Origin of the sequence: Streptomyces sp. NPDC018031, assembly GCF_044327625.1 — a bacterium.
Classification (GTDB): Bacteria; Actinomycetota; Actinomycetes; order Streptomycetales; family Streptomycetaceae; genus Streptomyces.
The window spans coordinates 393158-417465 of sequence record NZ_JBIRFT010000001.1 but is presented as its reverse complement, the minus strand read 5'-3'; the positions used below and the strand labels follow the sequence as shown (position 1 = coordinate 417465).

The 24308-nt window shown below is 72.3% G+C and carries 21 protein-coding genes, 1 tRNA gene and 1 pseudogene; 20 read left to right on the top strand and 3 right to left on the bottom strand.

The genetic code is table 11. The annotated features are described in order from the left end of the window. Nucleotides 1-195: 195 nt before the first annotated feature. Nucleotides 196-609 (bottom strand): UTRA domain-containing protein, encoded by a 414-nt coding sequence (locus tag ACH4B3_RS01730; RefSeq protein ID WP_398461548.1) that lies wholly within the window; start codon nt 607-609, stop codon nt 196-198. Nucleotides 610-732: 123 nt separating this feature from the next. Then, a pseudogene (locus tag ACH4B3_RS01725) lies at nt 733-936 on the bottom strand (GntR family transcriptional regulator); the annotation flags it as partial. A 163-nt stretch (nt 937-1099) separates the two neighbouring features. On the opposite strand from ACH4B3_RS01725, the gene ACH4B3_RS01720 reads away from it, so the two are divergent. The 6 genes from ACH4B3_RS01720 to ACH4B3_RS01695 all read left to right on the top strand — a co-directional run bounded on the left by ACH4B3_RS01720 (nt 1100) and on the right by ACH4B3_RS01695 (nt 6392). After that, complete coding sequence (locus ACH4B3_RS01720; protein WP_398460717.1) at nt 1100-1456, top strand: hypothetical protein; 357 nt, start codon at nt 1100-1102, stop codon at nt 1454-1456. Nucleotides 1457-1485: 29 nt separating this feature from the next. Then, nucleotides 1486-2814: an FtsK/SpoIIIE domain-containing protein gene (locus ACH4B3_RS01715; protein ID WP_398460716.1), complete on the top strand. Its 1329-nt coding sequence runs from the start codon at nt 1486-1488 to the stop codon at nt 2812-2814. 23 nt (nt 2815-2837) lie between these two features. Further along, on the top strand, nt 2838-3020 hold the full coding sequence (locus tag ACH4B3_RS01710) for a hypothetical protein (RefSeq protein ID WP_398460715.1): 183 nt from the start codon (nt 2838-2840) through the stop codon (nt 3018-3020). 438 nt (nt 3021-3458) lie between these two features. Then, entirely contained in the window at nt 3459-4808 is a 1350-nt protein-coding gene (locus tag ACH4B3_RS01705) for a replication initiator (protein ID WP_398460714.1), read from the top strand. Beyond that, a complete protein-coding gene (locus ACH4B3_RS01700) occupies nt 4798-4995 on the top strand; it encodes a helix-turn-helix transcriptional regulator (protein ID WP_398460713.1) in 198 nt (65 codons plus the stop codon). Before ACH4B3_RS01705 ends, ACH4B3_RS01700 begins: the two co-directional genes overlap by 11 nt. After that, nucleotides 4992-6392, top strand: coding sequence for a tyrosine-type recombinase/integrase (locus tag ACH4B3_RS01695; protein WP_398460712.1), 1401 nt, complete (start codon nt 4992-4994; stop codon nt 6390-6392). The genes ACH4B3_RS01700 and ACH4B3_RS01695 overlap by 4 nt, the downstream gene beginning before the upstream one ends. Nucleotides 6393-6641: 249 nt before the next feature. Here ACH4B3_RS01695 and ACH4B3_RS01690 read toward each other — a convergent pair. Beyond that, nucleotides 6642-6713 (bottom strand) — tRNA-Arg (locus ACH4B3_RS01690). Between the two features lie 669 nt (nt 6714-7382). Between ACH4B3_RS01690 and ACH4B3_RS01685 the strand changes: the two genes are divergently transcribed. The 14 genes from ACH4B3_RS01685 to glyA all read left to right on the top strand — a co-directional run bounded on the left by ACH4B3_RS01685 (nt 7383) and on the right by glyA (nt 24217). Beyond that, nucleotides 7383-7823, top strand: coding sequence for a response regulator (locus tag ACH4B3_RS01685; RefSeq protein WP_398460711.1), 441 nt, complete (start codon nt 7383-7385; stop codon nt 7821-7823). A gap of 372 nt (nt 7824-8195) precedes the next feature. Next, on the top strand, nt 8196-9293 hold the full coding sequence (gene nrtL, locus ACH4B3_RS01680) for an ArgS-related anticodon-binding protein NrtL (protein ID WP_398460710.1): 1098 nt from the start codon (nt 8196-8198) through the stop codon (nt 9291-9293). 29 nt (nt 9294-9322) lie between these two features. Then, a complete protein-coding gene (gene lysA / locus ACH4B3_RS01675; RefSeq protein WP_398460709.1) occupies nt 9323-10714 on the top strand; it encodes a diaminopimelate decarboxylase in 1392 nt (463 codons plus the stop codon). 116 nt (nt 10715-10830) lie between these two features. Next, complete coding sequence (locus ACH4B3_RS01670; RefSeq protein WP_398460708.1) at nt 10831-12183, top strand: homoserine dehydrogenase; 1353 nt, start codon at nt 10831-10833, stop codon at nt 12181-12183. Between the two features lie 83 nt (nt 12184-12266). Continuing rightward, nucleotides 12267-13337, top strand: coding sequence for a threonine synthase (gene thrC / locus ACH4B3_RS01665; RefSeq protein ID WP_398460707.1), 1071 nt, complete (start codon nt 12267-12269; stop codon nt 13335-13337). Between the two features lie 463 nt (nt 13338-13800). Further along, nucleotides 13801-14715: a homoserine kinase gene (thrB, locus tag ACH4B3_RS01660; protein ID WP_398460706.1), complete on the top strand. Its 915-nt coding sequence runs from the start codon at nt 13801-13803 to the stop codon at nt 14713-14715. A gap of 429 nt (nt 14716-15144) precedes the next feature. Continuing rightward, entirely contained in the window at nt 15145-17181 is a 2037-nt protein-coding gene (rho, locus tag ACH4B3_RS01655; RefSeq protein WP_398460705.1) for a transcription termination factor Rho, read from the top strand. A gap of 379 nt (nt 17182-17560) precedes the next feature. Further along, complete coding sequence (locus ACH4B3_RS01650; RefSeq protein WP_398460704.1) at nt 17561-18667, top strand: LCP family protein; 1107 nt, start codon at nt 17561-17563, stop codon at nt 18665-18667. 216 nt (nt 18668-18883) lie between these two features. Beyond that, entirely contained in the window at nt 18884-19108 is a 225-nt protein-coding gene (gene rpmE / locus ACH4B3_RS01645) for a 50S ribosomal protein L31 (RefSeq protein ID WP_398460703.1), read from the top strand. 129 nt (nt 19109-19237) lie between these two features. Then, the gene (prfA, locus tag ACH4B3_RS01640) at nt 19238-20326 is read left to right on the top strand and encodes a peptide chain release factor 1 (RefSeq protein WP_398460702.1); all 1089 of its coding nucleotides are present in this window, start codon (nt 19238-19240) and stop codon (nt 20324-20326) included. Nucleotides 20327-20468: 142 nt separating this feature from the next. Further along, nucleotides 20469-21314, top strand: coding sequence for a peptide chain release factor N(5)-glutamine methyltransferase (prmC, locus tag ACH4B3_RS01635; RefSeq protein WP_398460701.1), 846 nt, complete (start codon nt 20469-20471; stop codon nt 21312-21314). A gap of 55 nt (nt 21315-21369) precedes the next feature. Next, complete coding sequence (locus ACH4B3_RS01630) at nt 21370-22017, top strand: L-threonylcarbamoyladenylate synthase (protein WP_398460700.1); 648 nt, start codon at nt 21370-21372, stop codon at nt 22015-22017. Continuing rightward, nucleotides 22014-22688, top strand: a complete 675-nt coding sequence (locus ACH4B3_RS01625; RefSeq protein WP_398460699.1) for a protein-tyrosine-phosphatase — start codon at nt 22014-22016, stop codon at nt 22686-22688. The genes ACH4B3_RS01630 and ACH4B3_RS01625 overlap by 4 nt, the downstream gene beginning before the upstream one ends. Before the next feature lie 173 nt (nt 22689-22861). Continuing rightward, entirely contained in the window at nt 22862-24217 is a 1356-nt protein-coding gene (glyA, locus tag ACH4B3_RS01620; RefSeq protein ID WP_398460698.1) for a serine hydroxymethyltransferase, read from the top strand. Nucleotides 24218-24308: the final 91 nt, after the last annotated feature.

Genomic DNA, 24308 nt, shown 5'->3' with positions numbered 1-24308 from the left:
CCGTGGAGCCGACCCCAGCCACGACGACGCTCTTCTCCTGAGCCAAGGTGCTCGCTGCTGCCGCGCGGCCTGGCGGACCGGGCCGGAGCGGGGCGGAGACAAGAGCGGCGGCCCGGGGAGCCGGGCCGCGCGCGGCGAGCGGCAGCGAGCCGCCTTGAAGACGTAGAGAAAGTTTGAGCCAGGCCCAAGGCAGGGTCAAAGCGAGTAGGAGAGCTCCAGATCGTCGCCCGGGAGACGCAGCTCCTCCAGGGCGAGCGGCTTGCCGGCCTCGTTGAGTGCCACCCGGGCGATGTGGAGCATCGGGACTCCATCGGGTAGGCGCAGCGCCTGGGCCTGGTCCGGGAGCGGCATCCGAGTGCGTACGTACTCCGTGAAGTGGAGCTCGTGGCCGAGCTCGGCGAGGGCGTCGTAGAGATGTGGCGCTGGCGGCGGTGCCTGCTCCTCGTACTTCGTGCCGAGCAGGATCGAGAATGGCACGTAGGTCCGGTGGAGTTGGCGGAGGCGGCCACGATCAGCGGTCTGGAGTACGTCGTAGGTGTACAGCGGCTCACCCGGCGGGATGCGGAGCAGATCGGCCAGGGTGAGCGGCGCGTCCGTACGGGTGGCCACAGGCTCCTCGGCGTTTTCCCAGCGAAGGGCATCCGACTCGACGTATCGGCCGTCCGGCTCGCGACGGACCCCGCGCGGGCGCGTGAGGCTTGGGCGGCTGTGCGGCGAGCGGACGAACATCCCTCGGCCCATCATCACCTCGACCAGGCCGGCTGCCCGTAGTTCAGAGATGCCTTGGCGGACGGTCGGGCGCGTAACGCCGAACTGCTTGGCGAGCACTTCCTCGGAGGGGAGTGGCTGACCGGCTGGGTACGTGCCGCTGAGGATGCCTTCTCGCAGGTGGTCGGCGATCTGCCGGTACTTGGCCCTGGGCTTCTCGGTCGGCATGTTGTCTCCGGAGTCTGCTTCGTGTCGTCGGCCTACAGGCTCCCTTACAACAACGTCACTTGACAACCCGTACTACGGGCTGCACTCTGAACCAACCCGTACTACGGGTGGAAGCCATCCCGAAGTGTTCGCTTCGGGTGTGACAGAACAAGGAGGTTCAGCAGTGGTAGCCCTACCTATCGATACGGCGAAGTTCACGGGGATCATCTGCGCGGTTGCGCCGACCCCGCGTGTCGCCAACCGGGAGACCGGTCAGCTCCGGGTGGACCGGGAGACTGGCCTGACCGTCTACCAGGTCGGCCTGTGCCTTATGGCCGGGACGTCCGCCGACGTCGTGACCGTGAGCGTGCCTGGCGAGCCGACCGGCGTGCAGAACGGCATGCCCGTGCAGGTGCGAGACCTGTACGCCACGCCGTGGGAGAACGAGGGACGGCACGGGATCGCCTTCCGTGCCGCTGAGATCAAGCCCCTGAGCGTCCCGGCCCCATCCGCCACGCCGCGGAAGGCAGCAGGGGAATGACTCACCTGGCCTCCGCCCCTTCCACCGGGATGACCCTGCTGAGTTGGGGTCTGGTGGTGGCCGCAGTGCTGGTGTCGGGCCTGCTCATCGCGGGCCCGGCGCTCCGCCGCCGCTACCCGGACGCCTGGTGGATGTGCGTCGGTTTCCCGGCCGCATGCCTTCGGGTTGCGCGAACCTGGCAACCGTTAATGGCCGGCTGTGGGCTGGCTGTGAGCCGAAAGGCCGCGCTCACTGTGGTCTCCGGCCTCGTCGGGAACGGCGCTCCGCCTCCTCGGCCGCGCGTGCCTCGACGAGGTGTCATCCGCATGGCTCCCGGTGGCTTCTGGTTCCTGGTGCGGCTGCTCCCCGGGCAGGTGCCGGAGGACTTCGTGAAGGCGGCCCCGGCCATGGCCCATGACTGGGAGGTTCACGCCGTCCGCGTCGCCACTGTGAAGCCCGGTGTCGTACGGATAGCGGCCTTGGTCGCCGACCCGTTGAAGGAACCGCGCATACCCAAGCAGCGCGGGGCCGAGCACCTGCTCCGCGTGGCCGTGGGCGTGTTGGAGACCGGTGCTCAGTGGGTGCTCGACCTGCGGCGCATCCCCCACTGGTTGATCGTCGGAGCTACGCGGTCCGGGAAGTCGACACTCATCAACGCGCTCGTCGCGGGGCTGGCTCCGCAACCCGTCGCACTGGTCGGGATCGACTGCAAGGGCGGCATGGAGCTTTCGCTCTACGGGCCCCGGCTGTCGGCGTTGGCGACGAACCGCGGTCAGGCGGTGAAGCTGCTCGCCGCGCTGGTGGACGAGACCCATGACCGGATGGCGCTCTGCCGTACGGGGCGCGTCCGAAGCATTTGGGGGCTGCCCGACGAGGCACGCCCGGTGCCCATCGTCGTGATCGTGGACGAGATCGCGGAGCTATTCCTCGTTGCCGGGCGCAACGAGAAGGACGAGGCGCAGGCGGCGGCGACGTCGCTGGTGCGGCTGGCTCAGCTCGGCGCGGCACTCGGCATCTATCTGATCGTCGCCGGACAGCGGGTGGGTTCAGACCTCGGGCCAGGGGCCACCGCTCTGCGTGCCCAGCTGGCCGGCCGGGTCTGCCATCGCGTGACCGATCCCGCCACGGCGGAGATGACGCTCGGAGACCTCGACTCCGATGCGCTGCATGCGGCTCAGGCCATTGCGCCCGAAGAAGCGGGGACGGCTGTGCTGGCTTCGGCCAATGGCTGGGAGCGGGCCCGGTCCCAACTGGTCTCTGAAGGGGAGGCGGAGGCCATCGCGGTGGAGTTCGCGCACGTCAGTCCGCACCTCCCTGCCCTGGCTGAAGCCGCTGGCGGCCTCGCCGTGCACCTCGAACGTCTCGACCGGGCCGAGTGAGAGGGGGAAGCGTGCTCATCTCGATGTCAGCCGTGCTCCTGCTCGGGCTGCTGATCTGGTTCCTGCTCCACATCCGCTACCTGCGGTGGTCGCTGTTCCTGCTCTGCGGAACCTTCGGCTTCCTGCTCGCCGAGAGCGCTGCCGCGCCGGTCGTGCAGACGGCCATCACCGGAGTCGCCGCCTTCCTCGGGCAGCTCCAGGTCTGACTCCACTCCCCGAACGAGAGGGAGGCCATCCATGACCCGACCACGGGATCAAGGGCCAACAGCGATCGCCCGTAAGACGGGCTCCCGACGGGGCGCGAAGTCGCCAAACCCGACCCCGTCAGGAACCCACTCCATCCGCCACGTAAGCAGTGAAAGGAGTACTCACACTTTGTCCACCGCGAATCGTTCGCGCAAATCTCCGCCCCCTCTGTGCGAGCTGCGCGAGGAAGAGCGCCCCACATGCGTCGGCCGGGCTGAGGTCGTCCTCGCCGGGCTAGATGGGCGCGAACAGCGCGTATGCCCCGCTCACGCCGCGGCCCTCTGGCTCACGGTCCCGGCGCTGCGCTTCACGGCCAAGACGCGGCCCGAGGCCATTGCCGCCGTGATGCAGCACGCCTTCGGGGGCTCGCGATGACGGCCACTGCTGGAACCGGCGCCATGCCGGACGGCGTCGCCGCTCTCCTCGCGAGGGCGGCCCAGCCCGGATTCAACGCCTGGCGTCGCGGCATCGTCCGTCTTGGGGGCTGTACCAATCCGATTCACCTGGTCGGCGGCGTCACCCTGACCGATCCAGGGACCGGGGAGGTGATCGACTCGTACTTCCCCGTCATGGACGGCGGGCGGTTGCTCATCGCCTGCGGGAATCGCCGCGCCACGGTCTGCCCGGCATGCTCCCGGGTCTACCGTGCCGACACGTACCAGCTGGTGCGTGCCGGGCTCGTCGGTGGCAAGGGCGTCGGGGCTGGGGTCAGCAAGCACCCCCAGGTGTTCGCCACCCTCACCGCGCCAGGCTTCGGCCCTGTCCATACGCGCCGCGACCGCGGCGGCCAGGTGCCGGCATGCCGCCCACGTCGGACGGGGGAGCGTTGCTCGCACGGCGTTCGGGTCGGGTGTCACCTCCGGCATGCGGAGGCGGACCCGCGACTCGGCGAGCCGCTGTGTCCGCGCTGCTACGACTACGCCGGAGCCGTGCTCTGGCAGGCGCACGCTGGGCAGTTGTGGCACCGCTTCGTGCTGGAGCTTCGGCGGGAGCTGGCGCGTCGGGCCGGCTTGTCGCGCACGGCGTTCAGCCAGGCTGCTCGGCTGTCCTACGCCAAGGTCGCCGAATACCAGCGGCGCGGCCTCGTCCACTTCCATGCCGTGATCCGGCTCGACGGACCGGACGGTCCGGGCTCGCCTCCGCCGGGCTGGGCGACGACGGTCCTGCTGGGGGACGCAGTGAGGGAGGTCGTGCGCCTCGTGCGACTTCCAGCGCTTGGGGCGGAAATCGTTGGGCGGCGGCTGCTCCGGTTCGGCTCTCAGGTCGACGTGCGGCCCGTTGCAGGCCTCGGCACGGAGGACCGGCTCACCTCGTCGGCGGTCGCCGGCTACATCGCGAAGTACGCGACCAAGGGCGCCGAGTCCGCCGGCGCCATGGACCGCCGGATCCAGCATGCGAGCGACCTGGCCACCCTGCCCGTACGGCACCACACGCGTCGGATGATCGGCACGTGCTGGTGGTTGGGCGGCTTGCCGCAGTTCGAGCCGCTGATGCTGCGGCGGTGGGCTCACATGCTCGGCTATCGCGGCCACTTCTCCACGAAGTCCCGTCGCTACTCCACCACGTTGACGGCCCTCAGGAACGCGCGCGCCGAGCATCGCGCGCAGCAGCAACGCGCCGTCCTCGGCCATGCCAACCGTCCGACGATCGCCGTGGGGCAGTGGCGCTTCGCCGGACGCGGCTACAGCCCGGAGGCGGCTCTCATCGCGGCCTCGGTCCGGAGGGGCGGTGACGGTCATGGCGCGTGAGAGGGCAGACCTGCTCACCGTGCGCCAGGTCCTCGAAGAGCTGGGCGGTGTCTCCAAGCGCACCTTCTACCGCTGGCGCGAATTGCAACTCGCGCCGCGTTGCATCCGGCTGCCGAATGGTGAACTCCGGGTCCGGCGAGACGTGCTGGATTCCTGGCTGGAGGACCGAGCGGAGGGGACGGCATGAAGTCGTACAAGGTCTCCGTGTGGAAGATCAGCATCAACCGCACCACGAAGAAGCCCTCGTACGTCGTGCGCTGGTCGGTCGATGGATCGCCGTTTGGCGAGTCGTACAAGACGAAGGCATTGGCAGATCGCTTCCGGGCCAAACTCATTCGGGCAGTGGACGCGGGCGAACCGTTCGACACGGTGACGGGCCTGCCTGACTCACTGCGTGGAGGGAAGGCATCGCTGACCCTGCTGGAACTGGCTCTCCAGTACGTCGACAACCGATGGGCCGATGCCTCGGCCAAGCAGCGGGACAGCATGACGGACTCCCTGGCTGTGGCAGTTCCCTCGCTGGTTAAGCCGGCCCGGGGCAGGCCCGAGCCGACGATCTTGCGGAAGGCTTTACGGTCGTACCTGTTGCCTGTCACTCGTCGCGAGCGAGAGCGCCCGGACGATGTCGTGGCTGCAATCCGATGGGTCGAGAAGGCATCCTTACCCGTCGCGGAATTGACCGAGATCGACCGTGCGCGGGAGCTCGCGGACGCCTTGGCACGAAAGCTCGATGGGAAGCGGGCAGCAAACCAGACGTACCGCCGTCGGCGAGCGCTGACCTTTAACGTGCTCGAATACGCGGTGGAACTGGAGATGCTGCCTTCCAATCCCCTTGCCCGCGTACGGCGAAAGCGCGGACAGCAGCCGGTGCAGGGAGTGGACCGGCGGGTGGTGGTGAATCCGCGGCAGGCGCGCGAGCTGCTGAACGCTGTGACGTACGTCGGCGGCTACGACAGGGCCAGCGGACGGCGGCTGCGTGCGTTCTTCGGCTGCATGTACTACGCGGCGACCCGGCCGGGGGAGGCGTTGGGGCTACGCCGCTCTGACTGCGAACTCCCGGACCAGGGGTGGGGCCGCATCACGGTGCAGGAGACTCGACCATCGGCGGGGAAGACCTGGACCGACTCCGGCGAAGCCCATGATCGGCGCGGTCTGAAGCAGCGGAGCTCCGGCGAGGTGCGCCTCGTCCCCATCCCACCGCCGCTGGTCCGGATGCTCCGGGAGCACCTGGAGGAGTTCGGCACGGCGGAGGACGGGCGGATCTTCTCCAGCGAGCGGGGCAACGTGGTGGCGTCCTCGTCGTACTACCGGGTCTGGCAGCAGACACGGGAGCTTGGCCTCCTGCCCGATCAGGTGGCATCCGTTCTGGCGGCCAAGCCGTATGACCTGCGGCATGCCTGCGTCTCCCAGTGGCTCAACTCCGGGGTGCCGGCTCCGGAAGTCGCGGCTCGCGCAGGGCACTCCGTGGACGTGCTGCTCAAGATCTACGCCAAGTGCATTGATGGCCAGGAAGCGGAGATGAACGACCGGATCATGAAGGGCCTTGGAGAGGAGGAGTCGGCGGGGGACAGTTCCCAGGACTGAGCCTGTCCACCGCCCACAGGCCGACGTCAGCCCCGGAGAGATCCGGGGCTTCGTCGCGCTTGGGACTTCGGCGCCGGTGTGGGTCCAAAAGCAGCTCTGACCAGCGGGGAAGACCCTCAAGATCATCACGTCACTACAACGCGACCACTGTCATAAGGCTGCTCTCGGCGGCATTCGGCTGCACATACGCGAAGACCCCGCTTCCAGCGACTTGGCTGGTGGCGGGGTCTTCCGGCACTTCTCGCGAAGTGCCCCCGGCAGGATTCGAACCTGCGCACACGGCTCCGGAGGCCGTTGCTCTATCCCCTGAGCTACGGGGGCGTTCGCTGCGTTTCGCGGCGACGGGTAGAACACTACCAGCTCCGGGAGGGTGATCAGGAACGGGTAATCGGAGCAGTGCACCCCGGGGGCGGCCGGCGGCCGCCGGGCAGCGGTCCGGGGGCCGCCGGGCTCTTCAGCGAAGTCCTCCGGGGCTGTCGGCGGGGGCTCGGTCGGCCCGGCGGAGCGGCGGGTCACCCACCCGGGAGCAGTGGGGTCGTCCGCCGGAGCAGCGGTCGGGCAGCCGTCGGAACCGCGGACGGGCATCCGCCGGAACCGTGGTTGGGCATCGGCGGACGACCGGCGCGGTCGGGCTCGGCGGACGACCGGAATCCTCGTCCGTTCCCGGCGGATGCCGTGGGCGAAACCCGCCCCCGGGGCCGGGTCCTCGGCGGGCGCCGAGTGCGCCCGCCCCGGCACCCCGGGTCGCGCGGGGCGGGGCGTGGCCGGGCCTGCCTGCCCCGCCGGGGGCGGCCCGCGGTCCCGCCGCCCGGCCCGTCGACCCCCGCCGCACCCCGGCCGCACCCCGGCCGCACCCCCGCCGCGGATGGTAAGGGCTTCCCTAGCGCATCCGGGGCGGGCCCGGCGGGGTGTCCGGGAAAGCTCCCTCGCACGGGGCGGAAGTGGGCAAAACCCGGACGGCGCGGTGGCGGCGCGCCTACCCTTCGAGATGTGCCTGGCGTGACCGGCCGGGTCCTTGTGGTCGACGACAACAAGGTCATCCGGCAGCTGATCAGGGTCAACCTTGAGCTTGAGGGTTTCGAGGTCGTGACCGCGGCCGATGGTGCCGAGTGCCTGGAGATCGTGAACCAGGTCCGGCCCGATGTGATCACCCTCGATGCCGTGATGCCCCGGCTCGGCGGGCTGCGTACCGCCGCGCTGCTGCGTGCCGATGCGCGTACCTGCCGTGTGCCGGTGGCCATCGTCAGTGCCTGCACGCACCTCGGGCTGGATGGTGGCGGAGCGGTCGGGGTGGACGCCTTCCTGGCCAAGCCGTTCGAGCCGGCTCGTCTGGTGCGGCTGGTGCAGGACCTGATACGCCAAGGCGCCGGCGGGATGCCGGGGGCGGCGGCGGCCGGGGACGCGGCGCCGGTGGTCGGTCCCACCGGCTGAGCGCGTCCGGCGGGGTGCCCGGCGGCCTGCCCAGGGCGGGTGCGCCTTCGGCGTGGGGAGCTTTCGGTGGTCCTGCCGACTGGACGTGGCCGACGGGGAGACCCCGGTCGGGTGCGTCTTGGGGCGGCGCCCGCGGTGGTCCGGGCGGCTGAAGGTGTCCGAGTGGGAAGGACCGGTTCGGTGCGCCTTGGATGGGGAGCCCGCGGCGGTCCCGCCGGCTGAACGGGTCCGGCGGGGAGTGCCCGGTGGGTCTGACCGGCCGGGGGTGGCCGCGGCGCCGCCCACGGGTTGCCGGGCGGCGCGCCCGGGTGCCGCAGTCCGATGGGCGAAATGGTTCGCGGTGTCGACCGCCTCCTCCCATACGCTTGTGCCGTGACCCCCGACCAGCTGTCCCGCATCGTGCTGCACTCGGTGCGGCGTGCCGTGGAGGCGGACGAGCTGCGGGTGGCGGTGCCGGAACGGGTGCAGGTGCAGAATCCGCCCCGGCCGGGCTGCGGGGACTACGCGACCAACGTGGCGCTGCGGCTGGCGAAGAGCCGCCCGGACGGGGCGGGGCACGGGGCGCGGGAGGTCGCGGAGGTGCTCAGGCGCAGGCTGGTGCGGGAGCCGGGGATCGCCGGGGTCGAGATCGCCGGACCGGGCTTCCTCAACATCACGCTGGCCGCCGGGTCGCACGCCGGACTGATCCGTACCGTGCGGGCCCGCGGCACCTCGTACGGCCGCGGTGCGGCGCTGGCCGGAGTGGCGGCGACGTTCGCGCCCGCCGGGGAGGTGCGCGCCCGGGTGGTCACCGATGCCGTCGTCGAGCTGCTGCGCTCCCAGGGGGCCGCGGCGTCGGTCGCGGCGGGCGGCGAGCGGGTCCGGGCGGTCCCGGTGCCGGACGGGGCCGGGGACGTGTTCGCGCGGCTGGGGCCGGACGCCGCCCGGTGGGCGCTGCTGCGGCCCGCGGCCCATGACGCGCCGGTGCTCGACCCGGCGCGGCTGCTCGCGCAACGGGAGACCAATCCGCTGTTCCGCGTCCGGTACGCGCACGCCCGCTGCCGCGCGCTGCTGCGGAACGCCCGGGACCTGGGGTTCGGGCCCGAGGAGCCGGCCGGCTCCGGGCGCCCCCCCGGGGCCGGGGAGCCCGCGGAGCGCGCCGGTGGCCGGCTCGTGACGGACAGCGCTTGCCGGCCGGAGCCGGATCCGTACGCCGATCCGCGGGCCGGGGCGCTGATCGCGGCGCTCGCCGACCATCCGCGGGTGGTGACCGCCGCCGCCCGGCACCGGGCGCCGGACCGGCTCGCCCGCCATCTGGAGACCACCGCCGACACGTTCTTCCGCTGGCTCGACGGCTGCCCGGTGCTGCCGTGCGGCGAGCGGAAACCCTCGGCCGCCCACCGTGCCCGGCTGGCGCTCGCCGACGCCACCGGGACGGTGCTCGCGGGCGGCCTGTCCCTGCTCGGCATCAGCGCACCTGACATCCTCTGAGTGAGCAGAGTAGAGAGCGAAACCACGACATGAGCCGTTCCGCCCACCCCGCCGGGCCCCGCCACGCCGACGTGCTGCCGGAGGGCCACTACTCGGGCCCGCCCGCCGACCTCAACGCACTGGACCCGCAGGTGTGGGCCCGTACCGTCAGCCGCGCCGAGGACGGTGGCGTGCGGGTCGGGGGGCTCGACGTACGCCGGCTGGCCGAGGAGTTCGGCACCCCCGCGTACATCCTCGACGAGGACGACTTCCGCGGCCGCTGCCGGTCCTGGCGGGAGGCGTTCGGGGACGACGCCGACGTGTTCTACGCGGGGAAGGCGTTCCTGTCCCGGGCGGTGGTCCGCTGGCTGCACGAGGAGGGGCTCAACCTCGACGTCTGCTCCGCCGGGGAGCTGGCCACCGCGCTGTCGGCCGGGATGCCCGCCGAGCGCATCGCGCTGCACGGCAACAACAAGTCCGACCTGGAGATCCGGCGGGCGGTGGAGGCCGGTGTCGGCCGGATCGTGCTCGACTCGTTCCAGGAGATCGTGCGGGTGGCGCACATCGCCGAGCGGCTGGGCCGCCGCCAGCGGGTGCAGATCCGGGTCACGGTGGGCGTCGAGGCGCACACCCACGAGTTCATCGCCACCGCCCACGAGGACCAGAAGTTCGGCATCGCGCTGGCCGGCGGCCAGGCCGCGGAGGCGGTGCGGCGGGCGCTGAAGCTCGACGGCCTGGAGCTGATCGGCATCCACTCGCACATCGGTTCCCAGATCTTCGACACCTCGGGCTTCGAGGTGGCCGCGCACCGGGTGGTGGGCCTGCTCAGGGAGATCCGCGACGAGCACGGGGTGGAACTGCCCGAGATCGACCTCGGCGGCGGTCTGGGCATCGCCTACACCTCCGCCGACGACCCGCGCGAGCCGCATGAGATCGCCAGGGCGCTGCGCGACATCGTCACCCGGGAGTGCCGGGCGGCGGGGCTCGCGGTGCCCCGGCTGTCGGTGGAGCCCGGCCGGGCGATCGCCGGGCCGACCGCCTTCACGCTGTACGAGGTCGGCACCGTCAAGGAACTGGCCGGCCTGCGGACGTATGTGAGCGTCGACGGCGGGATGTCGGACAACATCCGGACGGCGCTGTACGACGCGGAGTACTCGGTGGCGCTGGTCTCCCGCACCTCCACCGCCGAGCCGATGCTCAGCCGGGTGGTCGGCAAGCACTGCGAGTCCGGCGACATCGTGGTGCGGGACGCGTTCCTCCCCGCCGACCTGGCCCCCGGCGACCTGATCGCGGTGCCCGCCACCGGCGCGTACTGCCGGTCCATGGCGAGCAACTACAACCACGCGCTGCGCCCGCCGGTCGTCGCGGTCCGGGACGGCCAGGCGCGAGTGATCGTCCGGCGCGAGACCGAGGAAGACCTCCTCCGTCTCGACGTCGGGTAACCGAGGTCTCGAATACTGGACGGGGTGCGGAGCGCCCTTTCCGGTGGGTGAGACTGGTTCAACAGCTGGATACAACCCCGGGTGCACACACCCGGGTGAATGAGAAACGAGGTCGGATGATGCGTACGCGTCCGCTGAAAGTGGCGCTGCTGGGCTGTGGAGTGGTCGGCTCAGAGGTGGCGCGCATCATGACGACGCACGCGGACGACCTCACGGCGCGGATCGGGGCACCGGTCGAGCTGGCCGGGATCGCGGTCCGGCGGCCCGGCCGGACCCGGGAGGGCGTCCCCGCCGACCTGATCACCACCGACGCGACCGCGCTGGTCAAACGCGGCGACATCGACGTGGTCGTCGAGGTCATCGGCGGTATCGAGCCGGCCCGCGGCCTGATCATGACCGCCTTCGAGCACGGCGCCAGCGTGGTCTCGGCCAACAAGGCGCTGCTCGCCGAGGACGGGGCGGCGCTGCACGCCGCTGCCGAGGAGCGCGGGGCGGACCTGTACTACGAGGCGGCGGTGGCGGGCGCCATCCCGCTGATCCGGCCGCTGCGCGAGTCGCTGGCGGGCGACAAGGTCAACCGTGTCCTGGGCATCGTCAACGGCACCACCAACTTCATCCTCGACAAGATGGACTCCAGCGGCGCCGGCTACTCCGAGGCGCTGGACGAGGCCACCGCGCTCGGCTACGCCGAGGCCGACCCGACCGCCGACGTGGAGGGCTTCGACGCCGCCGCGAAGGCCGCGATCCTCGCCGGCATCGCGTTCCACACCCGGGTCCGGCTGGACGACGTGCACCGGGAGGGCATCAGCGAGGTGACCGCCGCGGACATCGCGTCCGCCAAGCGCATGGGCTGCACCGTCAAGCTGCTGGCGATCTGCGAGCGGGCCGCGGACGGCCGCTCGGTCACCGCCCGGGTGCACCCGGCGATGATCCCGCTGAGCCACCCGCTGGCCTCGGTCCGGGAGGCCTACAACGCGGTGTTCGTGGAGGCCGAGGCCGCCGGGCAGCTGATGTTCTACGGGCCGGGCGCGGGCGGTTCGCCGACCGCCTCCGCCGTGCTCGGCGACCTGGTCGCCGCATGCCGGAACAAGCTGGCCGGCTCCACCGGGCCGGGCGACTCCGCGTACACCCGGCTGCCGGTCAGCCCCATGGGGGACGTGGTGACCCGCTACCACATCAGCCTCGACGTGGCGGACAAGCCGGGTGTGCTCGCCCAGGTCGCCACCGTCTTCGCCGAGCACGGGGTGTCGATCGACACCGTCCGGCAGCAGAGCAAGGCGCTCAGCGCGGCGGTGGAAGGCGGCTCCGCAGAGGACGGCGGGCAGGGCGCGAGGGCGGGCGGCGAGGCGTCGCTGGTGGTGGTCACCCACCGGGCAGCCGACGCCGCGCTGTCGGCCACCGTCGAGGCGCTGCGCGGCCTGGAGACCGTCCGCGGCGTCGCCAGCATCATGCGCGTCGAGGGCGAGTGAGGGCGAATGAAGGCGAACCAGGCGCGATCGGGGCGTCAGGGGAATCAGAGGAAGTCATGAACGCTATTGCAGACCGCCCGCGAATGACCGACACCCGCCGCGGCGGATGGCGGGGCATCATCGAGGAGTACCGCGACCGGCTGCCGGTCAGCGAGACGACCCCCGTGGTCACCCTGCGTGAGGGCGGCACCCCGCTGGTTCCGGCGCAGGTGCTCTCCGAGCGCACCGGGTGCGAGGTGCACCTCAAGGTCGAGGGCGCCAACCCCACCGGTTCCTTCAAGGACCGGGGCATGACCATGGCCATCACCAAGGCCAAGGAGGCGGGCGCCCAGGCCGTCATCTGCGCCTCCACCGGCAACACCTCCGCCTCGGCCGCCGCCTACGCGGTGCGGGCCGGCATGGTCTGCGCGGTCCTGGTCCCGCAGGGCAAGATCGCGCTGGGCAAGCTGGGCCAGGCGCTGGTGCACGGCGCCCGGATCCTGCAGGTCGACGGCAACTTCGACGACTGCCTGACGCTGGCCCGGGAACTCTCCGAGAACTACCCGGTGGCGCTGGTGAATTCGGTGAACCCGGCGCGTATCGAGGGGCAGAAGACGGCCTCGTTCGAGATCGTCGACATGCTGGGCGACGCCCCCGACATCCATGTGCTGCCGGTCGGCAACGCGGGCAACATCACCGCCTACTGGAAGGGCTACCAGGAGTACGCCGCGGACGGCGTGTCCTCCGGTGCGCCCCGGATGTGGGGTTTCCAGGCCTCCGGCTCGGCGCCGATCGTGCGCGGTGAGCCGGTCAAGGACCCGCACACCATCGCGACCGCGATCCGGATCGGCAACCCGGCCTCCTGGGCCTTCGCCGAGCGGGCCCGGGACGAATCCGGCGGCCTCATCGACGAGGTGACCGACCGCCAGATCCTCGCCGCCTACCGGCTGCTGGCCGCGCAGGAGGGCGTCTTCGTGGAGCCCGCCTCGGCGGCGAGCGTGGCCGGGCTGCTGAAGGCCGCCGAGCAGGGCAAGGTCGACCCGGGCCAGCGCATCGTCTGCACCGTCACGGGCAACGGCCTCAAGGACCCGGACTGGGCGGTGGCGGGCGCGCCGCAGGCCGTCCCGGTGCCGGTGGACGCGGCGGCGGCGGCCGAGCGGCTCGGCATGGTCTGACGGGCGCCCCGCGGCCGGTGCGCACCCGGGCCGGCCGCGGGTGTCCGTGGGTGTCCGCAGGGGGATGCGGCGCTGCCCGGGCGGCGGCCGCGGCCGTTCCGGTCCGGTGGCGCGGGCGGGGGGCGCCGGGGGCCCGGGAGGGCCCGCCGCGCCGGACTCGTGGGTTCCCGGGGCGGGCCCCGGCGGTGCTCGGGGACCGGCCCCCGCCAGCAAGTGTTACCGCCAGTAACCAGCGGTGCGGGTACAGCTGATGCACAGGCGGCGTGCGACACGCATCGTGCGCCTCCCGTGCGCCCTATGTCGCCGCAGAACCTTCCTTCGATAGGCTGTACTGAATCCGCCCCGCCGCAGAGCCCCGCTCCAGTCGGCTCTGCGTGGCGTCGCCGTACTCCGTCACGGCCCATGGCGGTGTTCCGTACCTCGTGGAAAAAACCCGCAGTCACACAAGGAGAGTCATCGAGCGATGGCCGGTCCAGCGTTCCGCGCCGCCGCCGTCCGGGTGCGCGTCCCTGCATCCAGCGCCAATCTCGGCCCCGGCTTCGATGCCTTCGGCCTGGCCCTGGGGCTCTACGACGACGTAGTGGTCCGGGTGGCCGATGCCGGCCTGCACATCGACATCGCCGGCGAGGGAGCGGACAGCCTGCCCCGGGACGAGAGCCATCTGCTCGTACGGTCCCTGCGCACCGCCTTCGACCTGCTCGGCGGCCAGCCCCGCGGGCTGGAGGTCGTCTGCGCCAACCGCATCCCGCACGGCCGCGGCCTGGGCTCCTCCTCCGCCGCGATCTGCGCCGGGATCGTGGCCGCCCGCGCCGTGACGATAGGGGGCGCCGAGCGGCTGGACGACGCGGCACTGCTGGAGCTGGCGACCGAGATCGAGGGCCACCCGGACAACGTCGCCGCCTGCCTGCTCGGCGGCTTCACCCTCGCCTGGACGGACGCCGGTGCCGCCCGCGCGATCCGGATGGATCCGTCGGATTCCATCGTTCCGGTGGTCTTCGTGCCGGGTAAGCCCGTGCTCACCCGCACCGCGCGCGGACTGCTGCCCCGGTCGGTGCCGCACGTCGACGCGGCGGTCAACGCCGGCCGTGCGGCGCTGCTCATGGAGGCCCTGACCAGGCGGCCGGAGCTGCTGCTGGCGGCCACCGAGGACCGGCTGCACCAGGAGTACCGCGCCCCCGCGATGCCGGAGAGCGTCGCCCTGGTGAACCGGCTGCGGGCGGACGGGGTCCCCGCGGTCATCTCCGGCGCCGGACCCACGGTCCTCGCGCTGGTCGAGGACGGTGCGGCCGAGAAGGTCGCACTGCTGGCGGGCGAGGGGTGGGCGGCCAACCGGCTGGCTCTCGACGTCCAGGGAGCGAGCGTCCTGCCGCTGACCTGAAAAAACGGCGCCGGCGGTGTCGGTCCGGGCCGCCGCCGGCGTGGGTGAAGAGATCGCCGGACTTGGAGAGGGGGAATGTTTGTTGGATCCGGTAGTGTTAATCTCAAGTCTGCACTTGAAGCCTCACGATGCCGATGGGGAATGGCCTCGTAGGCGAAGTGCTCCAGTGTCCCCATCCGGGACCATCTTCTTCCGGGAGCCTCCCCGACTGCCTGAGCAGCCTGCCTGAGCAGTGTCGAGCACGCTCCGGAACGGTGTGACGGAATCCAGCAACGACTTCCCGTCCCGCCGGAACCATGAATTTGATCTTTCCGCCGCACCTGGCGGACCACCGCCCCGGCCCGGTCCGCACGTCAAGGACCACAGCCGGACAGCACAACCGGTCGCCGAGCCAGACAGGCCGACGCCCGCTCCAGGGAAGGACCCTTCGTGAGCGACACCACCGATCTGATGGGCGTGAACGCCACCGGCACCTCCGACAGCAGTGTCGGCAATGCCGCCGCGCCCGCCGCGGACGCTCCCGCCGCGCCTGCCACCGGTGCTGCCACTGGTAGCGCCCCGCGGCGGCGCCGCTCTGGCACCGGCCTCGACGCCATGGTCCTGGCCGAGCTCCAGCAGCTCGCCTCCAGCCTCGGCATCAAGGGCACCGCGCGGATGCGTAAGAGCCAGTTGATCGAGGTCATCAAGGACAAGCAGGCCCAGGGCTCGGGGAGCGCCAAGGCCGACAGCGCGCCCGCCGAGGCCCCGGCCAAGCCCAAGCGCCGGGCCACCTCCAAGGCCCGCACCGGCGAGGACGGCGGCGAGAAGGCCGCCGAGGCGCCCGAGAAGACGGCCGACAAGGCCGGCACCCAGGCGCAGATCGACATCCCGGGCCAGCCGGTGAGCGAGGACCAGCCGGTCGCCGAGCGCCGCCGCCGCCGGGCCACCGCGCCCTCCGGCAGCCCGGAGTCCGCGGCCGCCGAGAAGGCCGAGGGCGGCACCGACGTCAAGGTCGAGGCCCGCCCGGAGGCCCGGGCGGAGGCCGCGGCCGACACCGCCGAGGGCAAGGCCGGCAAGGGCGACCGCGGGGACCGCGGCCAGAAGGGCGACCGCCGTGAGCGGGGCGCCCAGCGCGAGCGCGGCGACCGCCGCGGCAAGGGCGACGACGGCCAGCAGGGCGGCGGCCGCCAGCAGCGCGACGGCCGGGCCCAGGGCGGCCAGCAGCGGGCCGACGACGACTACGACGACGAGGCCGGCGGCCGCCGGGGCCGTCGCGGCCGCTACCGCGACCGCCGGGGGCGCCGGGGCCGCGAGGAGTTCGCCGGCGAGCCGCAGGTGGCCGAGGACGACGTGCTGATCCCCGTCGCGGGCATCCTGGACATCCTCGACAACTACGCCTTCATCCGGACCTCCGGCTACCTGCCGGGCCCGAACGACGTCTACGTCTCCCTCGCCCAGGTCCGCAAGAACGGCCTGCGCAAGGGCGACCACGTCACCGGCGCGGTCCGGCAGCCCCGCGAGGGCGAGCGGCGCGAGAAGTTCAACGCGCTGGTCCGCCTGGACTCGGTGAACGGCATGGCGCCGGAAACCGGTCGCGGACGGCCCGAGTTCGGCAAGCTCACCCCGCTGTACCCGCAGGAGCGGCTGCGCCTGGAGAGCGAGTCCGGCGGGCTGACGACCCGGATCATCGACCTGGTCGCGCCGATCGGCAAGGGCCAGCGCGGTCTGATCGTGGCCCCGCCGAAGACCGGCAAGACCATGATCATGCAGGCCATCGCCAACGCGATCACCCGCAACAGCCCCGAGTGCCACCTGATGGTCGTCCTGGTCGACGAGCGTCCGGAAGAGGTCACCGACATGCAGCGGTCGGTCAAGGGCGAGGTCATCTCCTCGACCTTCGACCGCCCGGCCGAGGACCACACCACCGTCGCCGAGCTGGCCATCGAGCGCGCCAAGCGCCTGGTGGAGCTGGGTCACGACGTGGTGGTCCTGCTGGACTCGATCACCCGACTGGGCCGCGCGTACAACCTCGCCGCCCCGGCCTCGGGCCGCATCCTGTCCGGTGGTGTCGACTCCACCGCGCTGTACCCGCCGAAGAAGTTCTTCGGCGCGGCGCGGAACATCGAGGACGGCGGCTCGCTGACCATCCTGGCCACCGCGCTGGTCGAGACCGGCTCGCGAATGGACGAGGTGATCTTCGAGGAGTTCAAGGGCACCGGCAACATGGAGCTGCGGCTGGACCGCAAGCTCTCGGACAAGCGCATCTTCCCGGCCGTGGACGTGGACGCGTCCAGCACCCGCAAGGAGGAGATCCTCCTCGCGCCGGAGGAGCTGGGCATCGTCTGGAAGCTCCGCCGGGTGCTGCACGCGCTGGACTCGCAGCAGGCCATCGAGCTGCTGCTGGACAAGATGAAGCAGACCAAGTCCAACGCCGAGTTCCTGATGCAGATCGCCAAGACCACCCCGGCCCCGGGGAACGGCGACTGATCCGCGTACCTTCCGCGCCCCGAGGGCCCCGCCGTCACCCGACGGCGGGGCCCTCGCCGGTTCCCGCCCGGAGCGCCCTACCGGCCCCCTCGGCCGGGCTCCGGCGCTGAGAGACATGACACAGGAGAGTGTCGGCCGTCCGGGGCCCGACCGCCCCCGGCTGCGGGACGAAACCGCAGGTCGCCGGGGTGGAGCCGGGCGACGCGCGGGACGGGACACGGAACACGTCCTGAGAAATCCAGGTACGGGCCGTATGCAACCCTGACGCTCGACCCGTCGTCTCAGCCGATGACGGAAACCGACACCAAGCGAATTCCCACCCCGCCCCGGACGTCCGGGGCGGTGGGCGAGCCGGGGGGCGGCGGAAGCAGAGGAGCACATGGCCGACAAGAGCAAGAGCACGCGGGGCGCCGGGCGCCGCTCCGCGGGACGAGCCACCGGCCGGCCCAGAGCCCTGGTGGCGACCGTCTGGACGCTGGCCACCCTGCTGGTGCTGGGCGGAGCCGGGTTCGGCTACCTCTACTACCGGCTCAACGGCAACCTGACCGGCATCGACATCAACGGCGCGCTGGGCCGGGACCGCCCCGACGACGTCGACAACGGCTCCCTGGACATCCTCGTCCTCGGGTCCGACTCGCGGGCCGGCAAGAACCGCAAGTACGGCAAGGACCAGGGCACCTCCCGCTCGGACACCGCGATGGTGGTCCACGTCCACCAGGGCCACAAGCGGGCCAGCGTGGTCAGCATCCCGCGCGACACCCTGATCGAGCGCCCGCGGTGCGCCAAGCGCGGCAAGGGCGGCACGGACGTGCCCCGGGCCCGGCGGGCCATGTTCAACAGCGCCTACGAGGTCGGTGGCCCGGCCTGCGCGGTCAAGACCGTCGAGTCCATGACCGGCATCCGGATGGACCACTACCTGGAGGTGGACTTCTCCGGCTTCCGGAAGCTGGTGGACGAGCTCGGCGGGGTGGAGATGACCACCACCGAGCCGATACACGACAAGAAGAGCCACCTGGACCTGCCGCCGGGCCGGCACACCCTCGACGGCGAGCAGGCGCTCGGTCTGGTGCGCACCCGGCACGGGGTCGGGGACGGCAGCGACCTGGGCCGCATCAAGCTCCAGCAGGCGTTCATCAAGGCCCTGATCGACCAGATCAAGGACGTCGGCCTGTTCAGCAGCCCGAAGAAGCTCTACGGGGTGGCCGACGCCTCCACCAAGGCCCTCACCACGGACTCGGAGCTGGCCTCGGTGGACAAGCTGCTCGACTTCTCGCGCAGCCTGCGCGGCATCGGCGCCGAGGACATGCACATGGTCACCCTGCCGGTGGTCTACGACCCGCAGGACCCCAACCGGGTGCTGCCGATCGAGGCCAAGGCCGACCGGGTGTGGCGGGCGCTGCGGCACGACCGGGCCATCCCGAAGTCGGCCACCGACGGCTCGGCGGGCGACGACACCGACGTGGACGAGGTCGTCACCAGGCCCTGACCGGGTGCCGCCCGGCCCCGCCGGGGACCCGCACGGGCCCGGCCGGCCCCGCCGCCCGGCGCCGCCGGGTCCCGCCGTGGCGGCCCGGGAATACCTGGCCCTCACCCCCGGTTTTGGGGGATGCGGCCAGTGCTGGCAGACTGGTACGTCGGCTCCGGTTCACGTCAGGCAATCGGCCTGCCGACCCGGCGCCCTCCCGAACCATAGGAGATTCCCTTGAAGCGCGACATCCACCCGGAGTACGTGGAGACCCAGGTCAGCTGCACCTGTGGCGCCTCGTTCACCACCCGTAGCACCGTGGCGGACGGCACCATCCGTGCCGACATCTGCTCCGAGTGCCACCCGTTCTACACGGGCAAGCAGAAGATCCTCGACACCGGTGGCCGTGTGGCGCGGTTCGAGGCCCGCTTCGGCAAGACCGCCGGGGCCGCGAAGAAGTAGCGCCCCACACCGCGCCGGTCTTCGGTCGCTCAGCCCCGGCTGTGCGACCGGACCGGCGCTTTGTCGTCCAGCAGGCCGGTCCCTCCCAGGCCCGTCCCAGGCCCCGTCACTTCCACCGAGGGAAACTTGATGTTCGAGGCAGTCGAAGAGCTGGTCGGTGAGCACGCCGACCTGGAAAAGCGGCTCGCCGACCCCGCCATCCACGCGGACCAGGCGGGAGCCCGCAGGCTCAACAAGCGCTACGCCGAGCTGACCCCGATCGTCGGCACCTACCGCACCTGGAAGCAGACGGCCGACGACATCGCGACCGCCCGGGAGCTGGCCGCCGACGACCCCGACTTCGCCGCCGAGGTGAAGGACCTGGAACAGCAGCGCGAGGAGCTCACCGAGAAGCTGCGGCTGCTGCTGGTGCCACGCGACCCCAGCGACGACAAGGACGTCATCCTCGAGGTCAAGGCCGGGGCGGGCGGCGACGAGTCCGCGCTCTTCGCCGGCGACCTGCTGCGCATGTACCTGCGGTACGCCGAGCGGGTCGGCTGGAAGACCGAGATCATCGACGCCACCGAGTCCGAGCTGGGCGGCTACAAGGACGTCCAGGTCGCGGTGAAGACCAAGGGCGGCCAGGGCGCCCTGGAGCCCGGTCAGGGCGTCTGGGCCCGGCTGAAGTACGAGGGCGGGGTGCACCGCGTCCAGCGGGTGCCCGCCACCGAGTCCCAGGGCCGGATCCACACCTCCGCCGCCGGCGTGCTCGTCACCCCGGAGGCCGAGGAGATCGACGTCGAGATCAACCCCAACGACCTGCGCATCGACGTCTACCGTTCCTCCGGGCCGGGCGGCCAGTCGGTGAACACCACCGACTCCGCGGTGCGCATCACCCACCTGCCCACCGGCGTCGTCGCCTCCTGCCAGAACGAGAAGAGCCAGCTGCAGAACAAGGAGCAGGCGCTGCGCATCCTCCGCTCGCGGCTGCTGGCCGCGGCCCAGGAGGAGGCCGAGCGGGAAGCCGCGGACGCCCGCCGCAGCCAGGTGCGCACCGTGGACCGGTCCGAGAAGATCCGGACGTACAACTTCCCGGAGAACCGGATCTCGGACCACCGGGTGGGCTTCAAGGCGTACAACCTGGACCAGGTGCTCGACGGCGACCTGGACAGCGTGATCCAGGCGTGCGTGGACGCCGACTCCGCCGCCAAGCTGGCGGCGGCGGGCGACGGAAGCTGAGGTCCGGGACCGCGGGACCACAGGGCCGCGGGACTGAGAAACTGGTGCCGGGCAAGCCGCCCGGCGGCCCCGCGGGCCGGCCCCGGCAACGGGCCGGGCCCAGGGCCGGGGGCGGAATCGACGACGATGCGAGAGGACCATCGTGAACCTGCTGCTCGCCGAGGTGGCGCAGGCCACCCAGCGGTTGGCCGACGCCGGCGTGCCCTCTCCGCGTTTCGACGCCGAGGAGCTGGCCGCGTTCGTGCACGGCGTCAAGCGGGGTGAGCTGCACGCGGTGGCGGACGCCGACTTCGACGCCCGCTACTGGGAGGCCGTCGCCCGGCGCGAGGCCCGCGAACCCCTGCAGCACATCACCGGCCGCGCCTTCTTCCGCTATCTGGAGCTCCAGGTGGGGCCGGGCGTGTTCGTCCCCCGCCCGGAGACCGAGTCGGTCGTCGGCTGGGCGATAGACGCCGTCCGCGCCATGGACGTCGTCGAGCCGCTCATCGTCGACCTGTGCACCGGCTCCGCGGCCATCGCCCTGGCGCTCGCCCAGGAGGTGCCCCGGTCCCGGGTGCACGCCGTGGAACTGGACGAGGGCGCGCTCCAGTGGGCGCGCAAGAACGTCGAGGGCAGTCGCGTCGTTCTCCACCACGGCGACGCGCTGACCGCGCTGCCCGAGCTGGACGGCCAGGTGGACCTGGTCATCAGCAACCCGCCGTACATCCCGCTGACCGAGTGGGAGTACGTCGCCCCGGAGGCCCGCGACCACGACCCCCAGCTCGCGCTCTTCTCCGGCGAGGACGGTCTCGACACCATCCGCGGCATCGAGCGCACCGCCCACCGGCTGCTGCGCCCGGGCGGAGTGGTGGTCGTCGAGCACGCCGACACCCAGGGCGGGCAGGTGCCGTGGATCTTCACCGAGGAGCGGGGCTGGGCCGACGCGGCCGACCACCCGGACCTCAACAAGCGGCCCCGCTTCGCCACCGCACGCAAGGCCATGCCGTGAGCCTGACGACACGGCACCGAGAACTCTTCCAGACTCCGTACAAGGAGGTCCGCTGATGGCACGGCGATACGACTGCGGCGACGCGACCGACCGCAAGACCGGTCTGCGCGAGGCCGCGTCCGCCGTCCGCCGGGGCGAACTGGTCGTGCTGCCGACCGACACCGTCTACGGGATCGGCGCGGACGCCTTCAACGCCGAGGCCGTCGGCGATCTGCTGGAGGCCAAGGGCCGCGGCCGGGGCATGCCCTCGCCGGTCCTGGTCGGCTCCCCGAACACCCTGCACGGCCTGGTCACCGACTTCTCCGAGCAGGCGTGGGAGCTGGTGGACGCCTTCTGGCCCGGCGCCCTCACCCTGGTCGCCCGGCACCAGCCGTCGCTCACCTGGGACCTCGGCGAGACGCACGGCACGGTCGCGGTCCGGATGCCGCTGCACCCGGTCGCCATCGAGCTGCTCACCGAGTTCGGGCCGATGGCGGTCTCCAGCGCCAACCTGACCGGCCACCCGTCCCCGCAGGACTGCGACGCCGCCCAGGAGATGCTGGGCGACTCCGTCTCGGTCTACCTCGACGGGGGCCCCACCCCGGCGGCCGTACCGTCCTCGATCGTCGACGTCACCGGCAAGGTGCCGGTCCTGCTGCGGGCCGGCGCGCTCTCCGCGGAGCAGCTCCGCGAGGTCGTACCCGACCTTGAGGTGGCCAATTGACACCCCCGCAGGGGCGTGGCATAGCGGGGCGGCTCTCCCACGACACCGGTGGTGACACCGGCGGCGACTGCTTCCGCATCCTCCACGTCAGCACCGGCAACGTCTGCCGCTCGCCGATCACCGAGCGGCTCACCCGGCACGCCCTCGTGCACCGCCTCGGCCCGGCCCGGACCAGTGGGCTGATCGTGGAGAGCGCCGGGACCTGGGGCCACGAGGGCGCCCCGATGGAGGCGCACGCGGCCACCGTGCTCGCCGACTTCGGCGCCGACCCGGGCGGGTTCCTGGGCCGGGAGCTGCTGGACGAGCACGTGATCCGCGCCGACCTGGTCCTGACCGCCACCCGGGACCACCGCGCCCAGGTCATCTCCATGGGGCACTCGGCGGGGCTGCGCACCTTCACGCTCAAGGAGTTCACCCGGCTGGTCCGGGCCATAGACCCGGCGACGCTGCCCGACCCGGAGGAGGCGGGCGGCGTGGTCGAGCGGGCCCGTGCCCTGGTGCAGGCGGCGGCCGCGCTGCGCGGCTGGCTGCTGGCTCCCAGCGAGGAGGCCGACGAGGTGCACGACCCCTACGGCGCGCCCATCACCTACTTCCGCAGCATCGGCGACGAGATCCAGCAGGCGCTCGATCCGGTGGTCACGGCGCTCACCGGGGTGCCGGCCCGGGCGTGACCCCGGTGCCGCCGGCACCGGGCGCGGCATGACCGGTGGCCCCGCCGGCGCCGTCGGGCCGGGCCGGGGCCGGACGCCGGTGTTCCGGGTCCGTCACACCGCGCACGGCCGCCGCCCCGGGCCTACATTGGGTGTGACGCCCGGTGACCCCCTCCCCAAGGCTGTGAGCGGCGATGGCTGTCACTCCCGCACCCTCCTCCGGCCACCACCCCCGGACCGCCGCGTCCGGGAGCCCCCGGGCGGTGTCCGCCGGCGGCCCTCCGGTGGCATCCGCCGGAGCCGCCGCCCCCGCCCTCTGGGCCGCTCCGGAGGCGCTCCGCCGCCAGGATCCGGAACTGGCGGACGTGCTGCTGGCCGAGCTTCGCCGGCAGCAGCAGGACCTGCAGCTGATCGCCGCGGAGAACTTCACCTCGCCCGCCGTCCTCGCCGCGCTGGGGTCACCGCTGGCCAACAAGTACGCGGAGGGCTATCCGGGCGCCCGGCACCACGGGGGCTGCGAGGTGGCCGACCTGGCCGAGCGGCTGGCGGTCGACCGGGCGAAGCGCCTGTTCGGCGCCGAGCACGCCAATGTGCAGCCGCACTCGGGGTCCTCGGCGGTGCTCGCCGCGTACGCCGCACTGCTGCGCCCCGGTGACACCGTGCTGGCCATGGCATTGCCGCAAGGTGGCCACCTCACCCACGGGTCACCGGCCAACTTCTCCGGCCGCTGGTTCGACTTCGTCGGCTACGGCGTGGACCCGGTGACCGGTCTGCTCGATTACGACCGGATTCGCGCGCTGGCGCTTTCCCATCGCCCCAAAGCGATCGTATGTGGCTCGATTTCATACCCCAGGCACCCCGACTACGCCGCGTTCCGGGAGATCGCCGACGAGGTCGACGCCTATCTCATCGCCGACGCCGCCCACCCCATCGGACTCGTCGCGGGCGGCGCGGCGCCCAGCCCGGTGCCGTACGCCGACGTGGTGTGCGCCACCACCCACAAGGTGCTGCGCGGGCCGCGCGGCGGACTGCTCCTGTGCGGTGCCGAGCTGGCCGAGCGCATCGACCGGGCGGTCTTCCCGTTCACCCAGGGCGGCGCCCAGATGCACAGCGTGGCGGCCAAGGCGGTCGCCCTGGGGGAAGCCGCCACCCCCGCCTTCGCCGCCTACGCGCACCAGGTCGTGGCCAATGCGCGGGTGCTCGCCGAGGCACTGGCCGGCGCCGGCCTGACCGTCACCACCGGGGGCACCGACACCCACCTGATCACCGCGGACCCGGCGCCGCTGGGACTGGACGGGCGTGCCGCGCGGGGCCGCTGCGCCGCCGCCGGGATCGTGCTGGACACCTGCGCGGTGCCCGCGCCCCGGCGCCCCGAGGGCTGCGTCAAGGGGATCCGGCTGGGCACCGCGGCGGTCACCACCCAGGGCATGGCGGAGCCGGAGATGGCGCGCGTCGCGGTGCTGCTGGCGGCGGCGCTGCGGGACGAGGAGGGAAGGGTACGCGGCGAGGTGGCCGAGCTGACCGGTGCGTTCCGGCCGTATCCGGAGTGAGGGCGGCGGCCCGCCGGGGCCCGGCGGAGCGGGGCGGGACCGCAACCGGATCGGCCTGCTGAGTGTCTGCACAGGTACCGGCGGTGACCTG

Excerpts from the sequence above, each read along its gene's own strand:
- thrC (WP_398460707.1), top strand. The coding sequence starts at position 12,267 with ATGACCGACACCCGCCGCGGCGGATGGCGGGGCATCATCGAGGAGTAC.
- prfA (WP_398460702.1), top strand. The coding sequence starts at position 19,238 with ATGTTCGAGGCAGTCGAAGAGCTGGTCGGTGAGCACGCCGACCTGGAA.
- lysA (WP_398460709.1), top strand. The coding sequence starts at position 9,323 with ATGAGCCGTTCCGCCCACCCCGCCGGGCCCCGCCACGCCGACGTGCTG.
- ACH4B3_RS01715 (WP_398460716.1), top strand. The coding sequence starts at position 1,486 with ATGACCCTGCTGAGTTGGGGTCTGGTGGTGGCCGCAGTGCTGGTGTCG.
- ACH4B3_RS01705 (WP_398460714.1), top strand. The coding sequence starts at position 3,459 with ATGCCGGACGGCGTCGCCGCTCTCCTCGCGAGGGCGGCCCAGCCCGGA.
- ACH4B3_RS01630 (WP_398460700.1), top strand. The coding sequence starts at position 21,370 with ATGGCACGGCGATACGACTGCGGCGACGCGACCGACCGCAAGACCGGT.
- ACH4B3_RS01650 (WP_398460704.1), top strand. The coding sequence starts at position 17,561 with ATGGCCGACAAGAGCAAGAGCACGCGGGGCGCCGGGCGCCGCTCCGCG.
- ACH4B3_RS01670 (WP_398460708.1), top strand. The coding sequence starts at position 10,831 with ATGATGCGTACGCGTCCGCTGAAAGTGGCGCTGCTGGGCTGTGGAGTG.
- ACH4B3_RS01695 (WP_398460712.1), top strand. The coding sequence starts at position 4,992 with ATGAAGTCGTACAAGGTCTCCGTGTGGAAGATCAGCATCAACCGCACC.
- glyA (WP_398460698.1), top strand. The coding sequence starts at position 22,862 with ATGGCTGTCACTCCCGCACCCTCCTCCGGCCACCACCCCCGGACCGCC.
- ACH4B3_RS01710 (WP_398460715.1), top strand. The coding sequence starts at position 2,838 with ATGTCAGCCGTGCTCCTGCTCGGGCTGCTGATCTGGTTCCTGCTCCAC.
- ACH4B3_RS01700 (WP_398460713.1), top strand. The coding sequence starts at position 4,798 with ATGGCGCGTGAGAGGGCAGACCTGCTCACCGTGCGCCAGGTCCTCGAA.
- thrB (WP_398460706.1), top strand. The coding sequence starts at position 13,801 with ATGGCCGGTCCAGCGTTCCGCGCCGCCGCCGTCCGGGTGCGCGTCCCT.